This is a genomic window from Pseudomonas sp. R2-7-07 (genome assembly GCF_003852355.1).
GTDB lineage: Bacteria > Pseudomonadota > Gammaproteobacteria > Pseudomonadales > Pseudomonadaceae > Aquipseudomonas.
Genome location: NZ_CP027759.1, coordinates 5,353,429 through 5,379,703 on the forward strand (window position 1 = coordinate 5,353,429; position 26,275 = coordinate 5,379,703).

At 60.6% G+C, this 26,275-nt stretch carries 28 protein-coding genes and 1 riboswitch; of the genes, 21 read left to right on the forward strand and 7 right to left on the reverse strand.

The features are described from left to right. Positions 1–166: 166 nt before the first annotated feature. The 4 genes from phaC (C4J86_RS24625) (at position 167) to C4J86_RS24640 (ending at position 5,262) form a co-directional block, all read left to right on the forward strand. Complete coding sequence (gene phaC / locus C4J86_RS24625; RefSeq protein WP_124372122.1) at positions 167–1,846, forward strand: class II poly(R)-hydroxyalkanoic acid synthase; 1,680 nt, start codon at positions 167–169, stop codon at positions 1,844–1,846. Between the two features lie 149 nt (positions 1,847–1,995). Next, on the forward strand, positions 1,996–2,841 hold the full coding sequence (phaZ, locus tag C4J86_RS24630; RefSeq protein WP_124368646.1) for a poly(3-hydroxyalkanoate) depolymerase: 846 nt from the start codon (positions 1,996–1,998) through the stop codon (positions 2,839–2,841). A gap of 89 nt (positions 2,842–2,930) precedes the next feature. Further along, the gene (gene phaC, locus C4J86_RS24635; RefSeq protein WP_124372123.1) at positions 2,931–4,613 is read left to right on the forward strand and encodes a class II poly(R)-hydroxyalkanoic acid synthase; all 1,683 of its coding nucleotides are present in this window, start codon (positions 2,931–2,933) and stop codon (positions 4,611–4,613) included. A gap of 28 nt (positions 4,614–4,641) precedes the next feature. Further along, positions 4,642–5,262, forward strand: coding sequence for a TetR/AcrR family transcriptional regulator (locus C4J86_RS24640; RefSeq protein WP_124372124.1), 621 nt, complete (start codon positions 4,642–4,644; stop codon positions 5,260–5,262). A gap of 104 nt (positions 5,263–5,366) precedes the next feature. Here the strand turns inward: C4J86_RS24640 and C4J86_RS24645 are convergent, their stop codons facing one another. From C4J86_RS24645 to C4J86_RS24655, 3 genes are all read right to left on the reverse strand, one after another. Continuing rightward, positions 5,367–6,248, reverse strand: a complete 882-nt coding sequence (locus tag C4J86_RS24645) for a phasin family protein (protein WP_124372125.1) — start codon at positions 6,246–6,248, stop codon at positions 5,367–5,369. A 12-nt stretch (positions 6,249–6,260) separates the two neighbouring features. Then, a complete protein-coding gene (locus C4J86_RS24650) occupies positions 6,261–6,683 on the reverse strand; it encodes a phasin family protein (protein WP_124372126.1) in 423 nt (140 codons plus the stop codon). Between the two features lie 105 nt (positions 6,684–6,788). Then, a complete protein-coding gene (locus tag C4J86_RS24655; RefSeq protein WP_124372127.1) occupies positions 6,789–7,064 on the reverse strand; it encodes a polyhydroxyalkanoic acid system family protein in 276 nt (91 codons plus the stop codon). Positions 7,065–7,208: 144 nt separating this feature from the next. Here C4J86_RS24655 and ubiE point away from each other — a divergent pair, with 144 nt between their 5' ends. From ubiE to C4J86_RS24700, 9 genes are read left to right on the forward strand one after another with little or no spacing between them, the layout of a single operon-like run. Continuing rightward, the gene (ubiE, locus tag C4J86_RS24660; protein ID WP_003171186.1) at positions 7,209–7,979 is read left to right on the forward strand and encodes a bifunctional demethylmenaquinone methyltransferase/2-methoxy-6-polyprenyl-1,4-benzoquinol methylase UbiE; all 771 of its coding nucleotides are present in this window, start codon (positions 7,209–7,211) and stop codon (positions 7,977–7,979) included. Further along, entirely contained in the window at positions 7,979–8,602 is a 624-nt protein-coding gene (locus tag C4J86_RS24665; protein ID WP_124372128.1) for an SCP2 domain-containing protein, read from the forward strand. The genes ubiE and C4J86_RS24665 overlap by 1 nt, the downstream gene beginning before the upstream one ends. After that, a complete protein-coding gene (gene ubiB, locus C4J86_RS24670) occupies positions 8,599–10,203 on the forward strand; it encodes a ubiquinone biosynthesis regulatory protein kinase UbiB (protein WP_124364756.1) in 1,605 nt (534 codons plus the stop codon). The genes C4J86_RS24665 and ubiB overlap by 4 nt, the downstream gene beginning before the upstream one ends. A 41-nt stretch (positions 10,204–10,244) precedes the next feature. Then, entirely contained in the window at positions 10,245–10,637 is a 393-nt protein-coding gene (gene hisI / locus C4J86_RS24675; RefSeq protein ID WP_124372129.1) for a phosphoribosyl-AMP cyclohydrolase, read from the forward strand. A gap of 2 nt (positions 10,638–10,639) precedes the next feature. Continuing rightward, positions 10,640–10,972 (forward strand): phosphoribosyl-ATP diphosphatase, encoded by a 333-nt coding sequence (locus tag C4J86_RS24680; protein WP_124364757.1) that lies wholly within the window; start codon positions 10,640–10,642, stop codon positions 10,970–10,972. A 25-nt stretch (positions 10,973–10,997) separates the two neighbouring features. Beyond that, entirely contained in the window at positions 10,998–11,276 is a 279-nt protein-coding gene (locus C4J86_RS24685) for a twin-arginine translocase TatA/TatE family subunit (protein ID WP_124364758.1), read from the forward strand. Positions 11,277–11,286: 10 nt separating this feature from the next. After that, positions 11,287–11,673: a Sec-independent protein translocase protein TatB gene (tatB, locus tag C4J86_RS24690; RefSeq protein ID WP_124372130.1), complete on the forward strand. Its 387-nt coding sequence runs from the start codon at positions 11,287–11,289 to the stop codon at positions 11,671–11,673. After that, positions 11,670–12,461, forward strand: a complete 792-nt coding sequence (tatC, locus tag C4J86_RS24695; RefSeq protein WP_124364760.1) for a twin-arginine translocase subunit TatC — start codon at positions 11,670–11,672, stop codon at positions 12,459–12,461. Before tatB ends, tatC begins: the two co-directional genes overlap by 4 nt. Beyond that, positions 12,458–13,165: a 16S rRNA (uracil(1498)-N(3))-methyltransferase gene (locus tag C4J86_RS24700; protein ID WP_124372131.1), complete on the forward strand. Its 708-nt coding sequence runs from the start codon at positions 12,458–12,460 to the stop codon at positions 13,163–13,165. Before tatC ends, C4J86_RS24700 begins: the two co-directional genes overlap by 4 nt. A gap of 59 nt (positions 13,166–13,224) precedes the next feature. On the opposite strand, the gene C4J86_RS24705 is transcribed toward C4J86_RS24700, so the two are convergent. After that, positions 13,225–13,611, reverse strand: a complete 387-nt coding sequence (locus C4J86_RS24705) for an MAPEG family protein (RefSeq protein ID WP_124364762.1) — start codon at positions 13,609–13,611, stop codon at positions 13,225–13,227. A 188-nt stretch (positions 13,612–13,799) separates the two neighbouring features. Between C4J86_RS24705 and C4J86_RS24710 the strand changes: the two genes are divergently transcribed. Beyond that, positions 13,800–15,035 (forward strand): sodium:proton antiporter, encoded by a 1,236-nt coding sequence (locus C4J86_RS24710; RefSeq protein WP_124372132.1) that lies wholly within the window; start codon positions 13,800–13,802, stop codon positions 15,033–15,035. Positions 15,036–15,055: 20 nt separating this feature from the next. Here C4J86_RS24710 and C4J86_RS24715 read toward each other — a convergent pair whose 3' ends face one another. Further along, positions 15,056–15,937: a LysR family transcriptional regulator gene (locus tag C4J86_RS24715; protein ID WP_124372133.1), complete on the reverse strand. Its 882-nt coding sequence runs from the start codon at positions 15,935–15,937 to the stop codon at positions 15,056–15,058. Positions 15,938–16,028: 91 nt separating this feature from the next. Between C4J86_RS24715 and C4J86_RS24720 the strand changes: the two genes are divergently transcribed. After that, complete coding sequence (locus C4J86_RS24720) at positions 16,029–16,442, forward strand: VOC family protein (protein WP_124364765.1); 414 nt, start codon at positions 16,029–16,031, stop codon at positions 16,440–16,442. 34 nt (positions 16,443–16,476) lie between these two features. Next, entirely contained in the window at positions 16,477–17,802 is a 1,326-nt protein-coding gene (locus C4J86_RS24725) for a cation:dicarboxylate symporter family transporter (protein WP_256681366.1), read from the forward strand. 18 nt (positions 17,803–17,820) lie between these two features. Here the strand turns inward: C4J86_RS24725 and C4J86_RS24730 are convergent, their stop codons facing one another. Together C4J86_RS24730 and C4J86_RS24735 are read right to left on the reverse strand one after the other, a co-directional pair. After that, a complete protein-coding gene (locus C4J86_RS24730) occupies positions 17,821–18,711 on the reverse strand; it encodes a formate/nitrite transporter family protein (protein ID WP_124372134.1) in 891 nt (296 codons plus the stop codon). Positions 18,712–18,855: 144 nt separating this feature from the next. After that, on the reverse strand, positions 18,856–19,260 hold the full coding sequence (locus tag C4J86_RS24735; protein WP_124364767.1) for an acyl-CoA thioesterase: 405 nt from the start codon (positions 19,258–19,260) through the stop codon (positions 18,856–18,858). A 198-nt stretch (positions 19,261–19,458) separates the two neighbouring features. Further along, a riboswitch (S-adenosyl-L-homocysteine riboswitch) is annotated at positions 19,459–19,565 on the forward strand. 21 nt (positions 19,566–19,586) lie between these two features. Between C4J86_RS24735 and ahcY the strand changes: the two genes are divergently transcribed. From ahcY to C4J86_RS24760, 5 genes are all read left to right on the forward strand, one after another. Continuing rightward, positions 19,587–20,996 carry an adenosylhomocysteinase gene (gene ahcY / locus C4J86_RS24740; protein ID WP_124364768.1) on the forward strand — a complete coding sequence of 470 codons (1,410 nt, stop codon included), beginning with the start codon at positions 19,587–19,589 and terminating at the stop codon, positions 20,994–20,996. Between the two features lie 179 nt (positions 20,997–21,175). Then, a complete protein-coding gene (gene metF, locus C4J86_RS24745; RefSeq protein WP_124372135.1) occupies positions 21,176–22,021 on the forward strand; it encodes a methylenetetrahydrofolate reductase [NAD(P)H] in 846 nt (281 codons plus the stop codon). Between the two features lie 77 nt (positions 22,022–22,098). After that, the gene (locus tag C4J86_RS24750; protein WP_124364770.1) at positions 22,099–23,181 is read left to right on the forward strand and encodes a hypothetical protein; all 1,083 of its coding nucleotides are present in this window, start codon (positions 22,099–22,101) and stop codon (positions 23,179–23,181) included. A gap of 63 nt (positions 23,182–23,244) precedes the next feature. Beyond that, entirely contained in the window at positions 23,245–24,048 is an 804-nt protein-coding gene (locus C4J86_RS24755; RefSeq protein WP_124372136.1) for an ABC transporter substrate-binding protein, read from the forward strand. Positions 24,049–24,270: 222 nt separating this feature from the next. After that, positions 24,271–26,151 carry a DEAD/DEAH box helicase gene (locus C4J86_RS24760; RefSeq protein ID WP_124372137.1) on the forward strand — a complete coding sequence of 627 codons (1,881 nt, stop codon included), beginning with the start codon at positions 24,271–24,273 and terminating at the stop codon, positions 26,149–26,151. The last annotated feature ends 124 nt before the right edge of the window (positions 26,152–26,275 follow it).

Sequence of the window (26,275 nt, forward strand, 5' to 3'; positions counted from 1 at the left end):
TGCGAAAAAAATTAAACTCGGGTAACCAATGGAACTGGCAAGTTCCCTGCATTTGACGATGCGGTATCAACGGTCACCCGAGTCGCAGTACCAGGCTGGTGTCGTGTATCGAAATGGGTGCGCAGCAATCGCCGGTACTCGTCTTTCGGACAATGGAGCGTCGTAGATGAGTAACAAGAATAACGATGACTTGAAACGCCAGGCCTCGGAAAACACCCTGGGGTTGAACCCGATCATCGCGTTACGCAAAAAGGATCTATTGGCCTCGGCGAAGATGGTGCTGACCCAAGCCATCAAGCAACCGTTACACAGCGTCAAACACGTCGCCCATTTTGGGGTGGAGCTCAAGAACGTGATGTTCGGCAAATCGGCGCTGGTGCCGGAAAGCGACGACCGCCGCTTCCACGACCCGGCCTGGAGCCAGAACCCGCTCTACAAGCGCTACCTGCAGACTTACCTGGCGTGGCGCAAGGAACTGCACGACTGGATCGGCGACAGCAATCTGTCGGAACAGGACATCAGCCGTGGCCACTTCGTGATCAACCTGATGACCGAAGCCATGGCCCCCACCAACAGCGCAGCCAACCCGGCGGCGGTTAAACGCTTCTTTGAAACCGGTGGCAAAAGCCTGCTCGACGGCCTGTCCCACCTGGCAAAAGACATGGTGCACAACGGCGGCATGCCGAGCCAGGTCAACATGGGCGCCTTCGAAGTGGGCAAGACCCTCGCCATCACCGACGGCGCCGTGGTATTTCGCAATGATGTGCTGGAGCTGATCCAGTACAAGCCGACCACCGAGCAGGTGCACGAACGCCCGCTGCTGGTGGTGCCGCCGCAGATCAACAAATTCTATGTATTCGACCTGAGCCCGGAGAAGAGCCTGGCGCGTTTCTGCCTGCGCAATGGGCAGCAGACCTTTATCGTCAGTTGGCGCAACCCCACCAAGGCCCAGCGCGAGTGGGGCTTGTCGACCTATATCGAGGCGCTCAAGGAAGCGGTCGATGTGATCAGGGCGATTACCGGCAGCAAGGACGTGAATATGCTGGGCGCCTGCTCCGGCGGCATCACCTGCACTGCGCTGCTGGGCCACTACGCGGCGCTGGGCGAGAAGAAGGTCAACGCCCTGACCCTGCTGGTGAGTGTGCTGGACACCACGCTGGACACCCAGGTGGCGCTGTTCGTCGATGAACAGACGCTGGAAGCGGCAAAGCGCCATTCCTATCAGGCCGGCGTGCTTGAAGGCCGCGACATGGCCAAGGTATTCGCGTGGATGCGGCCCAACGACTTGATCTGGAATTACTGGGTCAACAATTACCTGCTCGGCAACGAGCCGCCGGTGTTCGACATTCTGTTCTGGAATAATGACACCACGCGCCTGCCGGCCGCCTTCCATGGCGACCTGATCGAGCTGTTCAAGAACAACCCGCTGGTGCGCGCCAACGCCCTGGAAGTGTGCGGTACGCCCATCGACCTCAAGCAAGTCACGGCCGATATCTATTCACTGGCCGGCACCAATGACCACATCACGCCGTGGCAATCCTGCTACAAGTCGGCGCAATTGTTTGGCGGCAAAGTGGAGTTCGTGCTGTCCAGCAGCGGGCATATCCAGAGCATCCTCAACCCTCCGGGCAATCCCAAGTCGCGCTACCAGACCAGCGAGGGGTTGGGGGGCACTGCGCTGGAGTGGCAGGAAAACGCGACCAAGCATACTGATTCGTGGTGGCTGCACTGGCAGGTGTGGCAGGCGGAGCGGGCGGGTAAGTTGAAAAAAGCTCCTACGACACTAGGCAGTAAGACCTATGCTGCCGCCGAAGCGGCGCCAGGCACCTATGTACATGAGCGGTAGATTGGAATGAGATCTAAATGTGGGAGGGGGCTTGCTCCCGATAGAGATGGATCAGTGTCAGGTGTGCTGACCGACACACCGCCATCGGGAGCAAGCCCCCTCCCACATTTTGCCCCCATTTCTCCTGTAATACTTCACAGGGCTTGAGCATGCCGCAACCGTTCATCTTCCGCACTATCGACCTGGATGGCCAAGCCATCCGCACGGCGGTACGACCGGGCAAGCCGCACTTGACGCCGCTGCTGATCTTCAACGGCATCGGCGCCAACCTGGAGTTGGTGTTTCCGTTCGTGCAGGCCCTGGACCCGGACCTGGAGGTGATCGCCTTCGACGTGCCGGGCGTGGGCGGTTCCTCCACGCCCAACCGGCCCTATCGCTTCCCCGGCCTGGCCAAGCTCACGGCGCGCATGCTCGATTACCTGGACTATGGCCAGGTGAACGCGGTGGGCGTGTCGTGGGGCGGAGCACTGGCGCAGCAGTTTGCCTATGACTACCCGGAACGGTGCAAAAAACTGATCCTGGCGGCCACGGCGGCGGGTGCGGTGATGGTGCCGGGCAAGCCGAAAGTGCTGTGGCTGATGGCGAGCCCCAGGCGTTATATCCAACCGTCCCACGTGGTGCGTATTGCGCCGATGATTTATGGCGGCTCGTTTCGCCGCGATGCCAAGCTGGCCGCCGAACATGCCAGCAAAGTGCGCTCGGCCGGCAAGCTGGGCTACTACTGGCAACTGTTCGCGGGGCTGGGCTGGACCAGCATTCACTGGTTGCACAAGATCCGTCAGCCCACCCTGGTATTGGCCGGGGACGACGACCCGCTGATCCCGCTGATCAACATGCGCCTGCTCGCCTGGCGCATCCCCAATGCGCAGTTGCACATCATCGATGACGGCCATTTATTCCTGATCACCCGGGCGGAAGCCGTGGCGCCGATCATCATGAAGTTTCTCGAGGAGGAGCGCCTGCGCGCCGTGATACATCCGCGCCCGGCGGTGTGAAGGATCGCACCACCGCGCAACTTGCCAGGAACCGACTATGGTTCTGAATTGGCGTGCCTTTTGATGGCTTGACGAAGGAGTGTTGGCTCATGCGAGAAAGACCCGTGACGAACCCGGCGCCCACCCCTGCTGCGTTCATCAACGCGCAAAATGCGATCACCGGTTTGCGCGGCCAGGATCTGCTGTCGACCCTGCGCACCGTCGCGGCACATGGCATGCGCAACCCGATGCACACCGCACGCCACGCCCTGGCCCTGGGCGGCCAACTGGGCCGGGTGTTGCTGGGTGAAACCGTGCATGAACCCAACCCCAACGACAACCGCTTCAGCGACCCCACCTGGAAGCTCAACCCCCTGTACCGGCGCAGCCTGCAGGCCTACTTGAGCTGGCAAAAGCAGACGCGCAACTGGATTGATGACAGCGCCCTCAGCGCGGATGACCGCATTCGCGCACATTTCGCCTTCACTCTGCTCAACGATGCCGTCTCCCCGTCCAACACCCTGCTCAACCCGCTGGCGATCAAGGAGCTGCTCAATTCCGGCGGCAACAGTGTGGTGCGCGGCGTGAGTCACTTGTTCGAAGACCTGCTGCACAACAACGGCCTGCCGCGCCAGGTCAGCAAGCATGCCTTCGAAGTGGGCAAGACCGTTGCCACCACCCCGGGCTCAGTGGTGTTTCGCAACGAACTGCTGGAGCTGATCCAGTACAAGCCCATGAGCGAAAAACAATACGCCAAGCCCTTGCTCGTGGTGCCGCCGCAAATCAACAAGTACTACATCTTCGACCTCAGCCCGGCCAACAGCTTCGTGCAATACGCCCTGAAAAACGGCCTGCAGACCTTCATGGTCAGTTGGCGCAACCCGGATGTGCGCCATCGCGAGTGGGGCCTGTCCACCTACGTGGCCGCGCTGGAGGAAGCGCTCAACGTCTGCCGCGCGATCACCGGCGCGCGCGAGGTCAACCTGATGGGCGCCTGCGCGGGTGGCCTGACCATTGCGGCGCTGCAAGGCCACCTGCAAGCCAAGCGCCAGCTGCGGCGCGTCGCCAGCGCCAGTTATCTGGTGAGCTTGCTCGACAGCCAGATCGACAGCCCGGCCGTGTTGTTCGCCGATGAGCAAACCCTTGAAGCCGCCAAGCGTCGCTCCTACCAGAAAGGCGTGCTGGACGGCCGCGACATGGCCAAGGTGTTCGCCTGGATGCGCCCCAATGACCTGATCTGGAACTATTGGGTCAACAACTACTTGCTGGGCAAGGAACCGCCGGCCTTCGACATCCTGTACTGGAACAACGACAACACGCGCCTGCCCGCCGCGTTGCATGGCGACCTGCTGGATTTCTTCAAGCACAACCCGCTGAGCCATCCAGGGGGCCTGGAGGTGTGCGGTACCCCCGTCGACCTGCGCAAGGTCACGGTAGACAGCTTCAGCGTGGCCGGCATCAACGATCACATCACGCCATGGGACGCCGTGTATCGCTCCACCCAACTGCTGGGCGGTGAGCGGCGTTTCGTGCTGTCCAACAGCGGGCATATCCAGAGCATCCTCAACCCGCCCGGCAACCCCAAGGCCAATTACGTCGAGAACCCCAAGCTGAGCAGCGACCCGCGCGCCTGGTACTACGACGCCCATCACGTCGAAGGCAGTTGGTGGCCGCAGTGGCTGGCGTGGGTCCAGCAACGTTCGGGCGTGCAACGCGAAACCCTCACTGCTCTGGGCAACCAGAATTACCCACCGATGGAAGCGGCGCCAGGCACCTACGTGCGCGTGCGCTGAGTTCAACGATCCCACTTAAGAAGGCTGGATGAAGACCCGCGACCGTATCCTTGAGTGTGCCCTGCTACTGTTCAATCGCAAGGGCGAGCCGAACGTGTCGACCATGGAAGTGGCCAACGAAATGGGGATCAGCCCCGGCAACCTCTATTACCACTTCCACGGCAAAGAGCCTTTGGTGCTTGGGTTGTTCGAGCGCTTTCAGGCTGAGCTGGCGCCCTTGCTCGATCCGCCCGCCGACGCGCAACTGGAGCCCGAGGATTACTGGCTGTTCCTGCACCTGATCGTGGAGCGCATGGCCCACTACCGGTTCCTGTTCCAGGACCTGTCGAACCTGGCCGGGCGTTTGCCGAAGCTGGCGAAAGGCATTCGTAGCCTGCTCACGGCGCTCAAGCGCACCCTGGCCTCTTTGCTGGCACGGTTGAAGGCGGCGGGGCAACTGGTCAGCGATACACAGGCGCTCGGCCAATTGGTGGAACAGATCACCATGACGCTGCTGTTTTCCCTGGATTACCAACGGATTCTCGACCGTGATGGCGAGGTGCAGGTGGTGATTTACCAGATCATGATGCTGGTGGCCCCGCATCTGCTGCCGACGGCGCGGCAGGCGACCGAGCGGTTTGCGCTCAAATACCTGGATAACACTGACTGAACAGATCGTTCCCACGCGGGAGCGTGGAAATGATCTTTTAAATACAGCGCCATAAAAAATGCCCGACCTCTGCAGGCCGGGCATTTTTTGTGTCCTGGAAAAACTCAGGACTGACTGGATGGCGTCGGCGTCGACGTAGCAGTCGGGGCCACAGCAGCGGGGGTCGGTGCGGACACTGAGTTGGCTGTGGAAGCGGTTGCCGCAGCAGCAGGCTTGGCTACCGCTGGTTTTTTCGCTACCGCTGGCTTCTTAGCAGCGGATTTTGCCGCAGGCTTCGCGGCGGCAGGTTTGGCTGCGGCTTTTGCAGTTGCAGGCTTAGCGGCAGGTTTCGCGACGGCCTTGGCTGCGGGTTTAGCGGCAGCTTTGGCGGCTACGGGTTTTGCAGCAGACTTGGCGGCCGGCTTGGCAGCTGCAGTTTTCGCCGCAGGCTTGGCGGCCGATTTTGCAGCCGCTTTGGCTGGAGCCTTCACCGCAGGTTTGGCGGCAGCTTTAACCAAGGGCTTGGCAGCGGCTTTCGCAGCGGGTTTGGCCGCAGCGGTTTTAGCGGCAGGCTTGGCTACAGGGTTTGCAGCAGCCGCCTTCACGGGAGTCGCTTTCGCGCCGGTGAGTTTTTCGATTTGCTTGGTCAGGGTGTCGACCTTGCTGTGCAGCGTTTTCAGTTCAGCTTTGCTCGGCACGCCCAGTCGCGAAATAGCACTGTTGAGACGCTTGTCGAAGGTTTCTTCCAACTTGCTCCAAGTGTCGGAAATGCTCGACTTGGCAGAACCTGCGCTGGCCTTGGCCGCATCAACTTTTTTGCCAACGGTGCTCTTGGTCAACTTCTCGGCTTTTTCACCGTCCTTGACCAGCGTCTCGAAGTATTTGCCACCGTCACTGCTAACCTTCGAGTACACGCCTAAACCAGCAAGCCAGATCTTTCGGGAATATTTTTCAACTTCCCCGACCCACGAGCTGCTTTCTTTCTGAGTAGTTTTTTTAACAGCCATCCCGATGTCTCCTTAGTGTTTACGCGCGACACGTTCGAGCAATGCCGTCAGCTCTTCGAGCTTAGCAGAGAGTGTCTCCACGTCATGTTTAGACGCAATGCCGATTCGATTCAAGGCACTTGCAACACGTGTGTCAAAAGCTTTTTCAACTTTATCCAGTTGCACTTCAACCCGGCGGCTGATGCTGGAGACGTTACTCGTTACTTGGTCAATCTGACTGTTGGCGGCATCAAGTTGTTCAACCACAACTTTTTTGCTTTTACTTTCAACATGTTGACCGCTCTTAACGAGCTCTTTGAAGTATTCGCCACCCTCGCTGCCGACCTTGGCGTAGGCACCAAGACCCGCCAGCCAGATCTTGCGGGCATAGCCTTTGACCTCACTCAGGGCAGTGGTCTGACTGTCGATTTTTTTCTTCAAAATAACTTTGGCCATGGTGCACCTCACGCAAAATTGGGTGGAGGAACCGCCCGCAGGAGTTGAGGGCTTGGGCACAAAGTAAGGTGAAAAATTAGAATCGGCACCCTAAGCGTCATCACATCAGGCCAATGCCTTATCCACGGCTTTTTCGATTTCGGATTTGAGGGTACCGCTCATGGCCGACATCAACAGGCCCAGTTCCACCTCGATACGCAATGAATCATCGGCGACCAGAACGGTGCCTTTAACGCCTGACCGCTTGAGGTTCAAGGTATCGCCAGACCATGACGACTCCAGGCCATATTTATCCTTGAGTTTCTGCGCCAGCAGGTCGGCCTTGGCCCGGGCGCCTTCTTTACCCAGGGAATGCTCACGCTCAACGGTTATACGGGCCATTGCAATGACTCCTCTCTATAAGTGCCTGGAAACCTTCGATGCGGCAAAAGGTCTCGATAAGCACCTATCTTACCTTCAGCCTTGCCAAGACAAAGCAGGCCCTGGGGATTATCATGTCCCGCATTCTCTTTTGGTGACAGCGATATGACTGATCAGCGCAAAGGCAGCGATGCCGAACCCACCACTCACTTCGGCTTCAAGAACGTCCCGGAAAGCCAGAAAGCGGAAAAAGTCGCTGAGGTGTTCCACTCCGTAGCCGCCAAGTACGACTTGATGAACGATGTGCTCTCCGGCGGCATGCACCGCCTGTGGAAGCGCTTCACCATTGAACTGTCGGGCGTACGCACCGGCAATCGCGTGCTGGACATCGCCGGCGGTACGGGTGACCTGGCGGCCAAGTTTTCCAAGCTCGTGGGGCCGACCGGCCAGGTGGTATTGGCCGATATCAACGGCTCGATGCTCAAGGTTGGGCGTGACCGCCTGCTCGACAAGGGCGTGGCCGGCAATATCGAATTCGTCCAGGCCGACGCCGAAAAGCTGCCGTTTCCCGACAACCACTTCGATTGCGTGACCATCGCCTTCGGCCTGCGCAACGTCACCCACAAGGAAGACGCGATCCGCTCGATGCTGCGCGTGCTCAAGCCGGGTGGCCGCCTGTTGGTGCTGGAATTTTCCAAGCCGACCAACGCGCTGATGTCCAAGGTGTACGACACCTACTCGTTCGCCTTCATGCCGTTGATGGGCAAGCTGATCACCAATGACGCCGAGAGCTACCGCTACCTGGCCGAATCGATCCGCATGCACCCCGACCAGGAAACCCTGAAGTCGATGATGGTGGAAGCCGGTTTCGACCGCGTGACCTACCACAACATGACCTCGGGCATCGTCGCCCTGCACCGCGGCATCAAGCCCTGATGTTGCTCGCAGGCCTTCTGGCAAGCGTCGAACACGGCCTCAACCGTGTCTTGCGCCTGGACAGCACCGCCCTGGCGCGGCTTGCGCACCTGACCGGCAAAGTCATCGCCGTCGATTGCCGCAGCCCCGCCGTGCAGTTGTTTATCCTGCCCAGCGATGAAGGCCTGCTGCTCGCAACGCAATGGGCCGCCGAGGCCGACTGCACCCTGCGTGCGCCAGCCTCCAGCCTGTTGCACCTGGCGCTGAGCCGCAACAAGACCGCTATCCTGCACAGCCCCGAAGTGGCGCTGGAAGGTGACAGCGCGGTGCTGATGGACCTGGCCGCCGTGCTGCAAGACCTGGAGCTGGACTGGGAATACGAACTGTCACGCTGGATCGGCCCCGTCGCCACCCAGTTGATCAGCGGTCACCTGCGCAGCCGTTCGCGCTGGTACCAGCAAGGGTTCGCCAGCCTCAACCAGAACCTCGCCGAATACCTGAGCGAAGAATCGCGCACCCTGGTCGGGCAACGGGAAGCGCAAGCGCGCTTTCGTGAGCTCGACAAGGCCAAAATCGACCTGGAACGCCTCGAGGCCCGCTTCGAGCGCCTGAGCCGTTCCCTTGATCCAAGCGATAACGCATGAAGCTGCTCGCCGTCCGCCGTTTGTTTCGTATCCAGCGCGTCGTAATCCGCTACCGCCTCGATGACCTGCTGTTTGCCCTGCCCCTGCCATGGTTCCTGCTGGCGGTGCGCTATGTGCTGCCGTGGCGCTGGTTGCCGCGTAAAAAGCTGGAGCTGAGCCGAGGCGCCTGCCTGCGCCTGGCATTGCAGGACCTGGGGCCGATCTTCATCAAGTTCGGGCAGATCCTATCGACGCGCCGCGACCTGTTGCCCGAAGACATCGCCGATGAACTGATGCTGCTGCAAGACCGCGTGCCGCCATTCGATTCGCAGGTGTCGATGAAGCTGATCGAAGAGCAGCTGGGCAAGAAGATCACCGAGGTGTTCAGCCGCTTCGATGTCGAGCCGCTGGCATCAGCGTCGGTCGCGCAGGTGCATGCCGCGCAGCTCAAGAGCGGCGAAGAAGTGGTGGTGAAGGTGATCCGCCCGGGCCTCAAGCCGATCATCGGCCAGGACCTAGCGTGGCTGTTCATTCTCGCCCGCGCCGCCGAGCGTTTTTCTGCAGATGCGCGCCTGCTGCATCCGGTGGATGTGGTGGCCGACTACGAAAAAACCATCTACGACGAACTCGACCTGCTGCGCGAAGCCGCCAACGCCAGCCAGTTGCGCCGCAATTTCGAAGGTTCGCAACTGCTGTACGTGCCGCAAGTGTATTGGGACTGGTGCCGCCCCAAAGTGCTGGTGATGGAGCGCATCTACGGCGTGCAGGTCACCGACCTCGCCACCCTGGCCGACCAGCGTACCGACATGAAGATGCTGGCCGAACGCGGCGTGGAGATTTTCTTCACCCAGGTGTTTCGCGACAGTTTCTTCCACGCCGACATGCACCCCGGCAATATCTTCGTCAGCACCGTCAACCCGTGGAGCCCGCAATACATTGCGATCGACTGCGGCATCGTCGGCAGTCTCACGCCGGAAGACCAGGACTACCTGGCGCGCAACCTGTTCGCCTTTTTCAAGCGTGACTACCGCCGCGTGGCGCAGTTGCACATCGACTCGGGCTGGGTGCCGGCGGAAACCAAGCTCAACGAATTCGAAGCGGCGATCCGCACCGTGTGCGAGCCGATCTTTGAAAAACCGTTAAAAGATATTTCCTTCGGTCAGGTGCTGATGCGTCTGTTCCAGACCGCGCGGCGCTTCAATATGGAAGTGCAGCCGCAGTTGGTGCTGCTGCAGAAAACCTTGCTCAACATCGAAGGGCTGGGCCGCCAGCTGTACCCGGACCTCGACCTGTGGAACACCGCGCAGCCGTTCCTGGAACGCTGGATGCGTGAGCGGATGAGCCCGAAAACCATGCTGGGCAACCTGCACAGCCAGATGGAACAGCTGCCGCACCTGGCCAACATGACCCGCGATTTGCTGGAGCGCATGTCCCAGCCGCACGCCAAGGATCCCGAGCCGCCGTGGCGCAAGCGCAAGGATGACTGGTTCCTGCGCCTGCTCGGTGCCGCGCATCTGGTGGGTGGGGTCATGCTGGCGATTGGCGGCCCGTTGAATCAACTGGGCCAGTGGCCGGCCGGCATCATGGTGGCCGTGGGCGTTTATCTGATCGTGCGTCGATAACCCATCCGGTTATACACTGTCGCAAATTGCCGGAGCCGAACATGAAAGACTGGCTGGACGAGATCAAGTGGGACAGTGACGGCCTGGTGCCGGCCATTGCCCAGGACTACAAGACCGGGCGCGTGCTGATGATGGCCTGGATGAATCGCGAGGCCCTGAGCCTCACCGCCGCTGAGCAGCGCGCCATCTACTGGTCACGTTCGCGTGGCAAACTGTGGCGCAAGGGCGAAGAGTCCGGGCATGTGCAAACACTGCATGAGTTGCGCCTGGACTGCGATGCCGACGTGGTGATCCTCAAGGTCGAACAGGTCGGCGGCATCGCCTGCCATACCGGCCGTCACAGTTGCTTCTATCGCGTGCTCGAGAACGGCGAATGGAAGGTGGTGGAACCGGTACTCAAAGACCCGCACGCCATCTATTCGGCAGGACATTGAACATGAGCGATACCCTGAACCGTGTGGCCCAGGTGCTGGAAGAGCGCAAAGGCGCGGATGCCGACAGCTCCTACGTCGCCAGCCTGTATCACAAGGGTCTGAACAAGATCCTGGAAAAGCTCGGCGAAGAATCCGTCGAGACGATTATTGCCGCCAAGGATGCGCAGATCAGCGGCGATTGCAGCGATGTCATCTATGAGACCGCCGACTTGTGGTTCCATAGCCTGGTCATGCTCGCCCAGCTGGGGCAGCATCCACAGGCCGTGCTGGATGAACTGGACCGTCGCTTCGGCCTGTCCGGGCACGCCGAGAAGGCCTCGCGCCCGTCCGCCTGAATAACTTTTATCGAGGATTTGCAGCATGGGTATTTTCGACTGGAAACACTGGATCGTCATTCTGGTGGTGGTGGTATTGGTGTTCGGCACCAAGAAACTGAAAAACCTCGGCACCGACGTGGGTGAGTCGATCAAGGGCTTTCGCAAGGCCATGAACGATGACGAAAAACCTGCCGACCCGGTGGTGAATCCGGTTCCGCCAGCCCAACCGGTGCACCCTCAGGCCGCCCAGCCGATCACCGAGCGTCGTACCTTCGACGTGCAGGCTGAAAAAGTCGAAGAGCCGACCCGCAAAGACTCGTGAGCACTGACTAATGTTTGGTATCAGCTTCTCTGAACTGCTGCTCGTCGGCCTCGTGGCCCTGCTGGTATTGGGGCCGGAACGCCTGCCCGGTGCAGCACGCACGGCCGGCCTGTGGATCGGGCGCCTGAAACGCAGTTTCAACGCGATCAAACAGGAAGTTGAACGGGAAATCGGTGCCGACGAGATCCGTCGGCAGCTGCACAACGAACATATCCTGTCGTTGGAGCAGGAAACGCGCAAGATTCTGTCGCCCGTGCAGGAGCCCGCCAAATCTGCGGAACCTGTAGTCGAACACAGCATCGCGCCAGCAGCCGCAACCACCCCGACAGAGCCTGCGCCGACGCCCGTTGCGTCGCCCGCGCCCCATGACCCTACATTGCCGCCGCGAGCCCCATGAGCGCTGATAAACCGGAAAACGACCAGCACATGCCGCTGGTCTCGCACCTCACCGAGCTGCGTACCCGCCTGCTGCGTTGCGTAGCGGCCATCTTCATCATTTTTGCCGGGCTGTTCGCCTTTACCCAGCAGATCTATACCTTCGTCTCCACGCCACTGCGCCAGTATTTGCCAGCTGGCGCGACGATGATCGCCACCGACGTGTCGTCGCCGTTCCTGACGCCGTTGAAGCTGACCATGATGGTCTCGCTGTTCCTGGCGATCCCGGTGATCCTGCATCAGATCTGGGGCTTCATCGCGCCAGGGCTGTACAAGCATGAGAAACGCATCGCCGTGCCGTTGCTGGTGTCGAGCATCCTGCTGTTCTACACCGGCATGGCGTTCGCCTACTTCCTGGTGTTTCCGCTGATCTTCAAATTCTTCGCCGCCGCCACCCCGGCCGGCGTGGAGATGATGACCGACATCACCAGCTACCTCGACTTCGTGATGACGCTGTTCTTCGCCTTTGGCGTGGCCTTCGAAATCCCGGTGGCGGTGGTGTTGCTGGTGTGGATCGGCGTGGTCAATGTGAAGTACCTGAAGAAGATCCGCCCGTACGTGATCATCGGCTGCTTCGTGGTCGGCATGATCCTTACCCCGCCGGACATCTTCTCCCAGACCCTGCTGGCCGTGCCGATGTGGATGTTGTTCGAAATCGGCATCCTGTTCAGCGGCTTGATCAGCAAGCGTGGCGAACACCCGGATGATCAGGCTGCCGACGACGACCAGCCGCCAGCGACCCAGCCGTGAACCTGCTGCTGCTCGAAGAGGCCGATTTTATTGCGGCCGACCGGGTGATCCTGCGTGATCGGCGCCTGGTGCATATGCAGCAAGTGCATCGCGCCGAGGTGGGTGACAACCTGCGGGTCGGGCGTATTGGCGGGGCGATGGGCAATGCGCAGTTGCTGCGCCTGCAAGACAGCGAGGCCGAGCTGCAGGTCAGCTTCGACCAGCCGCCGCCGAGCAAACTGCCGCTGACCTTGCTGCTGGCGCTGCCACGCCCGAAGATGCTGCGCCGGGTGCTGCAAACCGTCGCGGCCATGGGCGTACCGAGAGTGGTGCTGGTCAACAGTTATCGGGTGGAAAAAAGCTTTTGGCAAACGCCGTTCCTCGAGCCGCAGGCGGTCCGCGAGCAACTGATCCTGGGCCTGGAACAGGCGCGGGACACGGTACTGCCCGAGATCATTATCGAGAAACGCTTCAAGCCGTTCGTTGAAGACCGCCTGCCGGCCATGGCCGAGGGCACGCTTGGCCTGATCGGCCACCCCGGCGACTACCCGCCCTGCCCCCGAGGCCTGGAGGAACCGGTGACCTTGGCGATCGGGCCGGAAGGTGGCTGGATACCCTATGAAGTCGAGCTGCTGACCAAGGCCGGCTTGCAACCGGTGCAGCTTGGCGCACGTATCCTGCGGGTGGAAACCGCCGTGACTGCCTTGCTTGCCCGGTTGTTCTAACCCAATAACCTATGCACAGCGCAGTCAAGCCAGCGCCCACAAGGTATGTGCGTTAACCGTCAGATCGAGACAAAGAAGAAACTCGCGATCAACGCCATCCCCACGGCCCACACCAGCGAACGCAACAGCGCCCAGTCCGCCAGGTAGCAAATGATGTACAGCAGGCGGCTGGTGATGAACAGCACCGCCAGCACATTGATGGTCACCAGCTCGGCCGTGCCGGCCAGGTGGGCGATGATCACCGCCGCCGCAAAGGCCGGGGTGACTTCAAAGCTGTTGAGTTGCGCATTGTGGGCACGCTTGGCAACGCCTTCGACCGTGTCCAGGAACGCACGCGGGTCGTGGTTATGCCGCGGCCCGAACTTGCCGCCGCTGAACTTGGCCACACCGGTACACAGGTACGGCAGAAAGATTGCGATCAACACACACCAGAAAGCCACTGTCATCAGTCATTCCCTTTTTTGGTTTTATCAAGGCAGTCAGAGCGTCATCACTCACAGGCCGATCGGCGCCGACGTTCAAGCTATGAGCCATGATCGGCCGAAAGGTTCTTTCCTGTAAGGGCACCTGTTTATACTAAACAACGTCCCGACGCACGCTGTGCACCTACATTTCCCCGTCCCAAGGACCCCGGATGCTTGAACTTGTCGCCGCCTTCATTTGCCTCACCACCCTGCTCACCTATGTGAACTTTCGTTTTATCGGCCTGCCGCCCACCATCGGCGTAATGGTCACTGCACTGCTGTTTTCGCTGATCCTGCAAGGCCTCAGTTTCATCGGCTACCCCGGCCTGGAAGAGCGCATCCAGCAATTGATCGGCCAGATCGACTTCGGCGATTTGCTGATGAACTGGATGCTCTCGTTCCTGCTGTTCGCCGGTGCGTTGCACGTCAACTTGAGCGACCTGCGCAGCTACCGCTGGCCCATAGGCCTGTTGGCGACCTTTGGCGTATTGATCGCTACCCTGGTGATCGGCAGCCTGGCGTACTACATCTTCGCCCTGTTCGGCTGGCACGTGAGTTTCCTGTATTGCCTGCTGTTCGGCGCGCTGATCTCGCCGACCGACCCGATTGCGGTACTGGGCGTGCTGCGTACCGCCAACGCCTCGAAACCGCTGAAAACCACGATCGTCGGCGAATCGCTGTTCAACGACGGCACCGCAGTGGTGGTGTTCACCGTCCTGCTGGGCATCGCGCAGCTCGGTGAAACACCGACCGTAGGCGCCACGGCCATGCTGTTCGCCCATGAGGCGATTGGCGGTGTGGTGTTCGGTGGGCTGATCGGTTACCTCGTATACCTGATGATCAAGAGCATCGAGCAGCACCAGATTGAAGTCATGCTGACCCTGGCGCTGGTGATCGGCGGCTCGGCGATGGCCACTGAACTGCACGTCTCGGCACCGATTGCGATGGTGGTGGCCGGGCTGATCATCGGCAACCTGGGCCGCAAGCTGGCGATGAACGACATGACTCGGCGCTATCTGGATGGTTTCTGGGAGTTGCTCGACGACATGCTAAACGCCCTGCTGTTTGCCCTGATCGGCATGGAACTGCTGCTGTTGCCGTTCAACTGGCTGCACGTATTGGCGGCCAGTTTGCTCGCTGTGGCGATCCTGCTGTCACGCCTGCTGACCGTGGCCCCGGCGATCCTGCTGCTGCGGCGCTGGCGCACGGTACCGCGCGGCACCATCCGCGTCCTGACCTGGGGCGGTTTGCGCGGTGGCGTCTCGGTAGCACTGGCCCTGGCATTGCCGCTGGGCCCGGAGCGCGACTTATTGCTGAGCATCACCTATATCGTGGTGCTGTCGTCGATCTTGTTGCAAGGCTTGACCATTGGCCGGGTCGTAAAGCGCGTAGCCGAGTCGCAGTGAGCCCCTGAGCATTTACATTTCTACACCACAAGTTTGCCTACGGGCGCTCTGCACAGATGCTCAAGCAGGTGCCGCATCGCCAGTGGGCGGCGCGGCATCGAGCTGTGCATGACAACCAGATCCCGCGAATAGCGCGACGCGTCGTCGACCGGCAAGACACATAGGCCACGGCTCGACATCCCCGACCACTGCGGTACCAGTGACACACCCATGCCTTGGGCGACCAGCATGACGATGGTTTCCAAGGCATCCAGCTCACACAATACCTGCGGAGCAAAGGACTGTTCATCCAGGAAACGCTGGGCAATCTGCCCACCCCACGAACGGGCGTCATAGCGAATGAATGGCCGCTCGCGCAGCAATGCTTCGAAGGTCTGCGCGTCACACTCAGCGGGAGCAATCAGAATCAGGGGTTCGGCCCGCAACAAGGTGGTTGCTAACGCCTTGGGCGGCTCAAACGGCGGTCTGACAAGAATCGCCGCGTCCAACTCGCGGGCAAGCAATCTCTCATAGAGGCTTCTGGAGTCACCCGGTGTGATCTTCAGCTTCAGCTCCGGTGCTGAAAGTGCCAGTCGCTCGATCGTTCTTGGCAAGACGCCGGTCAATGCCGTTGAAATCGCGCCGATCTTGATCTCTCCCGATAAGCCATCCTGACTCAGGTCCTCCTGCAACTCGCGCGCCTGCTCGATGACTGCCTGAATTTTTGGTAACAACAGCAGGCACTGGTCCGACGGCCACGCGGCATGCGCCGTGCGCATAAGCAGCGTGCACCCCAGCGTCCGCTCAAGCGCCTTGACCCGTTGGCTGATCGCCGCTGCGGTACGGTTTTCGCGTCGCGCCGCCGCAGCAATGGAGCCGGTTTCAATGACCGCGACCAGGCTTCTCAGGAATCGAATATCCATAAATTTTCCTTTCGCTCAGACCAACGCGAACCCGTTTTACCCGGATGCGCAGCCTGTTTAATTTGAGGATCCCCCTACAGAGATTCCGCTCATGAACAGACCCTTCCACGCTGCATACCATGTTTATGACTTAAACAAGGCGCGCATTTTTTATCGAGATGTTTTGGGCTGTGCAGAAGGCCGCAGCAGCGAGACCTGGATCGACTTCGATTTTTTCGGCAACCAGCTTTCACTGCACCTGGGCACGCCCTTCCCCACGACGCGTACCGGCCTGGTGGGGGACCATCATGTGCTGATGCCGCACCTCGGTGTGGTGTTACCGCTGGAGGAGTGGCTGGTGCTGGCCGAGCGTCTCACTCAAATGAGCACGCCCTTCGAGATCCCGCCGGTGGTTCGTTTCGCCGGCGAGCCGGGCGAACAGCGCACGATGTTTTTTCTCGACCCCAGCGGCAATCCCATCGAAGTGAAAGGCTTCAAGGACTTCGCTGGACTGTTCGCTCAATAAACCCCTGACAACTACAACAATAAGGGTCACCTGCATGAACACCAAAAAACCAACCAGCCTCGTCACCCGGATTATGATCGGTCTGGCAGCCGGAATAATCGTCGGTATCCTTCTTAACCAGTTTCCCGAACATAAGTCCTGGTTCATTGAAAACCTGCTGCAACCGGCAGGCGACCTGTTTATCAAGCTGATGAAGATGATCGTCGTGCCTCTGGTCTTCGCTTGCATGACGGTCGGCATTGCCGGCATGGGAAATCCCGCCGCCTTGGGACGTGTCGGCGTGAAGACCCTCGTTTATTTCTTCACGATCACCAGTATTGCAATCGTCTTCGGCCTGATTGTGGGTAATGTCGTCGCGCCCGGCTCGGGCGCGGAATTCGGCAGCACTTTGCCAACACCCGTAACAGGGCTGGCTGCCAACAGCACAACGCAGAATCTGGGCCAGACGCTATTGGCGATCGTGCCGGATAACATCGTGTTGGCCATGTCCCAGGGCAAGCTGCTGTCGGTGCTGTTTTTCGCCATCCTGTTCGGCTGCGCCTTGTCTATGTTGCCTGAGCAGCGCAAGGCTCCTCTGATCAGTGTGATGCAGGGCATCTCAGACACCATGTTCAAAGTCACCCACCTGGTAATGCACTACTCGCCGATAGGCATTTTCGGACTGATAGCGGTCACCGTCGCCAGCTTTGGCCTCAGTGCCCTGCTGCCGTTGGCCAAGCTGATCGGCACGACTTATGTCGCAGTGCTGTTATTTGCCCTGTGCATATTGGGTGCCGTCGCTCGATTGGTGGGTGTCGGTTTTTTCCATTTGGTGCGAGAAATACGCAGTGAATTGCTGCTGGCCTATAGCAGTGCCGCCTCAGCGACGGTGATGCCTCAATTGATCGAGAAGATGGAGCGCTACGGCGCGCCACGCCCTATTACCAGCATGGTTATCCCGTTGGGCTACTCGTTCAACCTGGATGGCGCATCGCTGTTCGCTGCACTGGGCACATTGTTCATCGCCCAAGCGTATGGCATCGACTTGAGCCTGGCCGATCAGGGGATGCTGATATTGATCATGGTGTTGACGTCGAAGGGCGCAGCGGGCGTGCCAGGCTTCATGTTTATCATCCTCACCGCGACGTTGACTGCAGCGGGGCTCCCCGTAGAGGGCGTGGCGATCATTGCAGGCGTTTATCGCCTGATGGATATGCCAGTCACGGCATTGAATGTGCTGGGTAACGCGTTGGCGCCGTTGGTAATTGCTCGGTGGGAAGACCAATTGAAGGCACCTGACAGCACGCCTGCGGCCAATCTCGCCGACGTACCGGACCAAGGCCTGAAGGTTCCCGGAACGCCCCGCAAAGCTCGCATTTGAGCCTTGTGCGGGGCTGCATCATTGCTTTTCCTTGCTTTGAGGACGCTGCTCCGCTGCGCCGACGTGAGCCCCGGAAAGCACCTTGCCTTCGCTACGAATCTGCGCATGGCTGATCAACGCAAAGATGAAGCTGCCACCGATGATATTGCCGGCCAGGGTCGGGCCGGCAAATACCAGCCAGAAGTCATGCCAGGACAGTTCGCCGGCAAACACCAGGTAGGACACTTCCGCCGAACCCACTACGATGTGGGTAAAGTCCCCCAGCGCCATGAGGTAGGTGATCACAATAATGATGAACATCTTGGCGCTTTCCATCGACGGGATCATCCACACCATGGTGGCGATCATCCAGCCGGAAACGATGCCCTTGGCGAACATCTGGCCGGCATCGTTTTCCATGATCTTGCGCCCGATTTCGAGGAAGGCCAGGTCGGTCTTTGCATCGAAGATCGGCAGGTGCAACATCACATAAGCCACCAGCAAGGTCCCGCACAGGTTGCCCACCAGCACCACCGTCCAGAGCCGCAACAGGCGCCCGGCATTGGAAAGGGTCGGTTTGCTCATCACCGGCAACACGGCAGTGAGGGTGTTTTCGGTAAACAGTTGCTGGCGCGCGAGGATCACCGCCAGGAACCCCGCGCAATAACCAAAGCTGGCGATGACCTTGAACGCTTCGCCGTCCGGCAAGCGCGAGTTGAGCAAGCCCATGGCCATCAGCGACAGCCCCATGGTCAACCCGGCAGCCAAGGCAGACCACCACAACGCCGCGACGTTGCGCTCCAGCTCCTGGTCGCCCTGAGTACGGATGATTTCATGCAGCACCGCGGCGCGGGGCGGCTGGTTCTTGTCTACGTCCTGCTGCTCTTCGTGGGACAGGTTGGGGGTTTTGCCTGCTTCGTCGGTGGCCATGATGTTCCGGTGTCCAAGGGGGGCGTGTAGCTACGACACGCCGCCACCGTGGCTGTTCAGTGGCCAGGCAACTAAAGCGCAATCTTCCAGGCCTTGATCCAACTCCATCGGATTCTTGAAGACAGTATTTACACCGCCACGCTGTTACTCGGAAAGACCGTCGCCTTCGAACTGATCCTTCACGTATTTGATTTCGGTGCGGCCGTGAGGCGCTGGCAGCCCGTCTTCACCGAGGTTGACGAAGACCATTTTCTCGACGGTCAGGATGCTCTTGCGCGTGATTTTGTTACGCACTTCACAGGTCAGGGTGATGGAGGTGCGGCCGAACTCGGTTGCGGTGATGCCCAGTTCGATGATGTCACCCTGGCGTGAGGCGCTGACGAAGTTGATTTCGGAGATGTACTTGGTCACCACGCGCTGGTTACCCAATTGCACGATCGCGTAGATCGCCGCTTCTTCATCGATCCAGCGCAGCAGGCTGCCGCCGAACAGGGTGCCGTTGGGGTTGAGGTCTTCGGGTTTTACCCATTTGCGGGTGTGGAAGTTCATGGTCACTCCAATGCGTGTTGCCCAATGATGGCCAATATCATGGCAGAGCCCGGGCCCAAGCTCTATGAGCCATTGCCTATCACCCCCATGAGCGATCCTCATGTAGCCGACAGAAAGGCTTGGGAAGTGCCGCATACACAGCTATAATCGCCCCCGTTTCAAAACGGTCATCTTCCGTAGGTACCGTTCTCCCGCCACCTGTCCGAGGGGCGCTGCAGCAGGCTTGGCCTGTCAGGCTCGGATGGGGCGTTGTCTGGCCTGGCTCACCTGGCTTGATACTAAACGCACAACGGCGCCCATTCGCACACTACGAATGGAGGCTCTTCATGAGCGCTGTAATTACGCCTGCAGAATTCAACGACTACAAAGTCGCCGACATGTCCCTCGCCGCCTGGGGCCGTCGCGAAACCTTTATCGCCGAATCCGAAATGCCAGCCCTGATGGGCCTGCGTCGCAAGTACGCCGCTGAGCAGCCGCTCAAGGGTGCGAAGATTCTCGGCTGCATCCACATGACCATCCAGACTGCCGTGCTGATCGAAACCCTGGTTGCCCTGGGTGCCGAAGTGCGTTGGTCGTCCTGCAATATTTTCTCGACTCAAGACCAGGCCGCTGCCGCTATCGCCGCCGCCGGTATTCCGGTGTTCGCCTGGAAAGGCGAAACCGAGGCCGAGTACGAGTGGTGCCTGGAGCAAACCATCCTCAAGGATGGCGCGCCTTGGGATGCCAACATGATCCTCGACGACGGCGGCGACCTGACCGAGCTGCTGCACAAGAAATACCCGCAGATCCTCGACCGCGTCCACGGCGTGACCGAAGAAACCACCACCGGCGTACACCGCCTGTTGGACATGCTGGCCAAGGGCGAGCTGAAAATCCCGGCCATCAACGTCAACGACTCGGTGACCAAGAGCAAGAACGACAACAAATACGGTTGCCGTCATAGCCTGAACGACGCCATCAAGCGCGGCACCGACCACCTGCTGTCGGGCAAGCAAGCCCTGGTGATCGGCTACGGCGACGTGGGCAAGGGTTCGTCCCAGTCCCTGCGTCAGGAAGGCATGATCGTCAAGGTCTCCGAAGTTGACCCGATCTGCGCCATGCAAGCCTGCATGGACGGTTTCGAAGTAGTTTCGCCGTTCATCGACGGCATCAACGACGGCACCGAAGCGAGCATCGACAAGGCGCTGCTGGGCAAGATCGACCTGATCGTGACCACCACCGGTAACGTGAATGTCTGCGACGCGAACATGCTCAAGGCGCTGAAGAAACGCGCAGTGGTCTGCAACATCGGCCACTTCGATAACGAGATCGACACCGCTTTCATGCGCAAGAACTGGGCATGGGAAGAAGTGAAGCCACAGGTGCACAAGGTTCACCGTACCGGCTCGGGCGATTTCGACCCGCAGAACGACGACTACCTGATCCTGCTGGCCGAAGGCCGTCTGGTGAACCTGGGTAACGCGACCGGCCACCCAAGCCGCATCATGGACGGCTCGTTCGCCAACCAGGTACTGGCGCAGATCTTCCTGTTCCAACAGAAGTACGCCGACCTGTCGCCTGCCCAGAAAGCCGAGCGCCTGACCGTGGAAGTACTGCCGAAGAAACTCGACGAAGAAGTGGCCCTGGAAATGGTCCGCGGCTTCGGCGGCGTAGTGACCCAACTGACCAAGACCCAGGCCGACTACATCGGCGTGACCGTTGAAGGTCCGTTCAAGCCGCACGCTTACCGCTACTGATATGCCTGCTGCCCACTCTCCCTGTGGGGGAGCGGGCTTTAATGCGGGAGGGGGCTTGCTCCCGATGGCGGTGGGTCAGTCGATATATTTACTCACTGACACTCCGCTATCGGGGGCAAGCCCCCTCCCACATTGACGGTGTACATCTCCCGGCTTTATGAGTTTCCAAGGGTATGACCATGTCCCAAGACCGTCGCTACAGCTTCGAGTTCTTCCCGACCAAGACCGATGCTGGGCATGAAAAACTGATGGCCACTGCCAAGCAGTTGGCCAGCTACCAGCCCGACTTCTTTTCCTGCACCTACGGCGCCGGCGGTTCGACCCGTGACCGCACGATCAACACCGTGCTGCAGCTCGAAAGTGAAGTCAAAGTTCCCGCCGCTCCGCACTTGTCGTGCGTGGGCGATAGCAAAGCTGACCTGCGCAGCCTGCTGACCCAATACAAAGCCGCCGGCATCAAGCGCATCGTCGCCCTGCGTGGCGACCTGCCCTCCGGCATGGGCATGGCCAGCGGTGAGCTGCGCTACGCCAATGACCTGGTGAGTTTCATCCGCGAAGAAAGCGACGATCACTTCCACATCGAAGTGGCCGCCTATCCGGAGATGCACCCCCAGGCGCGCAATTTCGAAGACGATCTCAAGAACTTCGTACGCAAGGCCAACGCCGGCGCCAATAGCGCGATCACCCAGTACTTCTTCAACGCCGACAGCTACTTCTACTTCGTCGAGCGTGTACGCGCCATGGGTGTGAACATCCCGATCGTGCCGGGCATCATGCCGATCACCAACTACAGCAAGCTGGCGCGCTTCTCCGACGCCTGCGGTGCCGAAATCCCACGCTGGGTGCGCAAGCAACTGGAAGCTTATGGCGACGACGTCAAAAGCATCCAGGCGTTCGGCGAGCAGGTCATCACCGAGATGTGTGAGCAATTGTTGCAAGGTGGTGCGCCAGGGTTGCACTTCTATACCCTGAACCAGGCTGAACCCAGCCTTGCCATCTGGAACAACCTCAAGCTGCCACGCTAAGGCTTGCCCGGTTGTGCCAAGGCCCTCGTTCAAACGAGGGCCTTTGTGCTTCACATACACACGGAACCCCGCAGTCCATGAATACAGTGTCTTCCTCTTCCCGTCCGCAGCTGGTCTACCTCGTCTTCGGCGCCGAAACCTACCACCAGGAAGCGGTATTCAGCATCGCCAGCGCATTGGCATTCCTGCAGGACACCCCTGATGCAGCCGTGGACATCCAGGTCTTCAGCGACAACCCCGAACCCTATCGCCTGCTGCCGGTGCGTGTACGCCCGCTGGACGAGGCGACTCGCAAGCGCTGGAGTGAACCCCACGGTTATCACTTTCGCACCAAGCACGTTGTGCTGCGCCAGGTGTTGCAAGAGTCGCCGGTAGCGCTGCTGATCGACACCGACACGTTTTTCCACCGTTCCCCCCTGACGCTGTTCGAGCGTGTGCAGCCGGGCACCTTGCTGTGCAACGCCTTCTACACCAAGTACGGCGACAACCACGAAAGCATCCTCTACACCGCCCTGCGCCAGCGCCTGTTGGAGATGGGTGTGGCCGACGATGACATGATGACCCTCAACTCCGGCGTGATGGGCCTGACCCAGCAGGACGCGCACATCCTCGACCGTTCGATCGAGTTGATGGACGAACTGTTTCCCCATGCCCAGGGTGCCTACACACTGGAAGAGTTCTGCCTGTCCATCGCCGCCTACCGCACCGTCAACGTGCGCGAGTGCCCGGACCTGATCCACCATTACTGGAGCCGCAAGCAGCTGTTCCGGGCCAAGGTCAAGGCCTGGATCGCCAAGCACGCCGCCGCGCCCACCAGTGCACTGGCCCTGGCCGACACGCGCCAGGTGTCCGCCCACTTGCCGCGCCCGCCGCGTTTGCAGCGCACGCTGTACAAGCTGATTACGCTGTTGCTGCCCAAGCACCAGCAGCAGTTCATCCGTGAAATCCTCTACGGTTGCTATGAACACGAAAACGAGTTCGACCAGGCCTGCGGCCCCGTTTGGTGGGACAAGGCCCGACAGAACCAGGAAGAGCGCCAGCAACGCCCGATTGACGCGCACCAGCTCGAACGCTGGTTCGCCAACCCGGTGGTGCGCCTGATCCTCGGCGAGCGGCGTGCCGCGATCCACGCTCACCTGATGGACGCGCCAGTAAACTGAGACCCGGCGCCAACGCGCGTGCCAGAGCTTCTCTTTATCTCGGTAGCGTCGTAACCTCAGGGAATGCCCGTCATTTTCAAGTTGTTGATCGCTACGCTTTTCACTTGCCTGAGCCTGGCCGCTTATGGCGAGAAACTGCGCATTGTCACCGAACCATGGGCGCCCTACGTCTACGACGACAACGGCAGCATGCGTGGCCTGGACTACGAAACCACGGTGATCGTGTTCCAGCGCCTCGGCGTGGATGTGCAATGGCAGTTCCTGCCCTGGAAACGTTGCCTGGCGATGCTTGACCAAGGCCACGCCGACGGCGCGCTGGATATTTTCCACAGCCACGAGCGCGACGCCTTGCTGCTCTACCCCAGCGAACCCTTGTCGACGGTCGAATTCGTGCTGTTCTACGCCAATGAGCGTCCGCACCCCGCCGAAACCCTCGACGATCTGCGCGGCCTGAGCGTGGGGATCTCTCCCGGTTACCTGTATGGCGAAGCCTTCGGCGCGTCCGCCACCTTTGCCCGTGAACCCGCCCCCAGCCATGAGGCCAACTTCGGCAAGCTGATGCTGGGGCGCATCGATATGGTGGTCACTGACCGTCGCGTGGGGCAGCACGTGATCAAGCAATTGGGCCTGGAAGACAAGGTCAGCCAGGCGCCGCTGGTGGTCAGCCGCCAGCAGCAGTTTCTTGCCGTACGCCGTGGCGCGGGCATGGATTTGCTGGTCCAGCGCTTTGCCGCTGAGCTCAGGCGCTTCAAGCAAGAGCCGGCCTACGCCGCCTTGAGCGCCAAATATGGCGGTATCCAGGCGCAAACGGCGCCCATCAGCGCCTCCGAATACACCGTTGAGCAGCAGGAAAGCAGCGCGCAGTGATTGCTCTGTTATACTCCGGCCTTTCCGCCAGGCTTACGCCCGGCCGCTGAGGTCTTGAAAAAGGCACCCAACCCCGCTACAGCGCAGCTTTGCAGCCCGCGCGAGCCGGTGGAGTGCCCGCCAGACGCAGCAGGACCGGACGGGATTACGCTCCCCTAAGCGCCATTCACGCCCGGCAAGATTATCCCTCTGGGCCAAGCCCTAACTAAAACAGGATTACTCATGTCCTTTGCTTCCCTCGGTCTCTCCGAGGCTTTAGTCCGCGCCATCGAGGCAGCGGGCTATACCGAGCCTACTCCGGTGCAACAGCGGGCCATTCCCGCCGTGTTGCAAGGTCGCGACCTGATGGTTGCGGCGCAGACAGGTACCGGTAAAACCGGTGGTTTCGCCCTCCCGATTCTGGAGCGGTTGTTCCCCAACGGTCACCCGGACAAATCCCAGCGTCACGGCCCGCGCCAACCGCGCGTACTGGTCCTGACCCCTACCCGCGAACTCGCCGCCCAGGTGCACGACAGCTTCAAGCTGTATGCCCGCGACCTGAAGTTCGTCAGCGCCTGCATCTTCGGCGGCGTCGGCATGAACCCCCAGGTTCAGGCCATGTCCCGTGGTGTTGACGTGCTGGTGGCCTGCCCGGGTCGCTTGCTCGACCTGTGCGGCCAAGGCAGCGTCGACTTGTCCCACGTGGAAATCCTCGTGCTGGACGAAGCCGACCGCATGCTCGACATGGGCTTTGTCCATGACGTGAAGAAGGTCCTCGCCCGCCTGCCGGCCAAACGTCAGAACCTGCTGTTCTCGGCAACGTTCTCCCAGGACATCACCGCCCTGGCCGGCAAGTTGCTGCACAACCCGGAACGCATCGAAGTCACGCCGCCCAACACCACGGTCGAGCGTATCGAGCAACGCGTGTTCCGCCTGGCCGCCAGCCACAAGCGCTCGCTGCTCGCGCACCTGATTACCCACGGTGCCTGGGAACAGGTGCTGGTGTTTACCCGCACCAAGCACGGCGCCAACCGCCTGGCCGAGTACCTGGACAAGCACGGCCTCACCGCCGTCGCCATCCACGGTAACAAGAGCCAGAACGCGCGCACCAAAGCCCTGGCCGACTTCAAGGCCGGCAGTGTGCGCATCCTGGTCGCCACCGATATCGCCGCGCGCGGCCTGGATATCGACCAGTTGCCCCATGTGGTCAACTTCGAGCTGCCGAACGTCGACGAAGACTATGTGCACCGTATCGGCCGTACTGGCCGTGCCGGTCGCTCGGGCGAGGCCATTTCCCTGGTCGCACCGGACGAAGAAAAACTGCTGAAAAGCATCGAGCGCATGACCAAGCAGAAAATCGCCGACGGCGACCTGATGGGCTTCGATTCCAGCGCCGTGGAGGCCGAAAAGCCTGAAGCGCGCGAGCGTCCGGACGTGCGTAACCCACGCAACCCACGCGGTCCGAAGGGCGATGGCCCGAACGGCGGCGGTGGCGGTGGTGGCCGTCGCGACAAGGGCAAGGACAAGGGCAAGGAAAAAACTGCGACCAGCAGCCGTGGCGAACGCCCGGCCCGCGAGCAGAAGCCCCGTGAAGGCACCCCGGCCCGCGAACAGCGCCAGCCGAGCCAGCCTCCACGCGCCGCATCCGACCGTGCCCCGGACGAATTCCTCGACGACGATGTGGATAACTTCGGTAACCGCGTTGACTACGTGCCACAAGCCAAGCCGGCGCAAGGCCGTGGCCGTCGCCCAGGTGCCCCGGCACAAGGCGCAGGCGCAGCCGCTCCACGTGGTGGTCAGCCACAGGGCGCGCGCCAGAACGGCCCGCGCAACAGCAGCGGCGGCACCACCGGCACACCACCGGCCAAACGCAGCGGCCCGCGCAACGGCGCACCGCGTGATGGCCAGGCCCGTCGCGAAGACTCGCGCAGCAACAACCGCCGCCCGGCCCGTGACGACCAGCCGCTGTCCGAGCCAGCCGTGCAAAACCCGCGCGGTGGCCCGGCACCGAAGATCATCCACAAGGAGTCGAAAGCGGATCGCTTCCCGACACCCGAGCAGTTGGATCAACTGCCTGGCCGTCCTCGTGGTGAAAAGCCAGCGTTGCTGACCCGCAACCGCTGAGTTCCAAGGCGCCATAAAAAATGCCCCGCATCTTGGATGCGGGGCATTTTTTTTGACTCGATCAGATCAAATGTGGGAGGGGGCTTGCTCCCGATAGCAATGGGTCAGCCAGCACTGCTGGGGC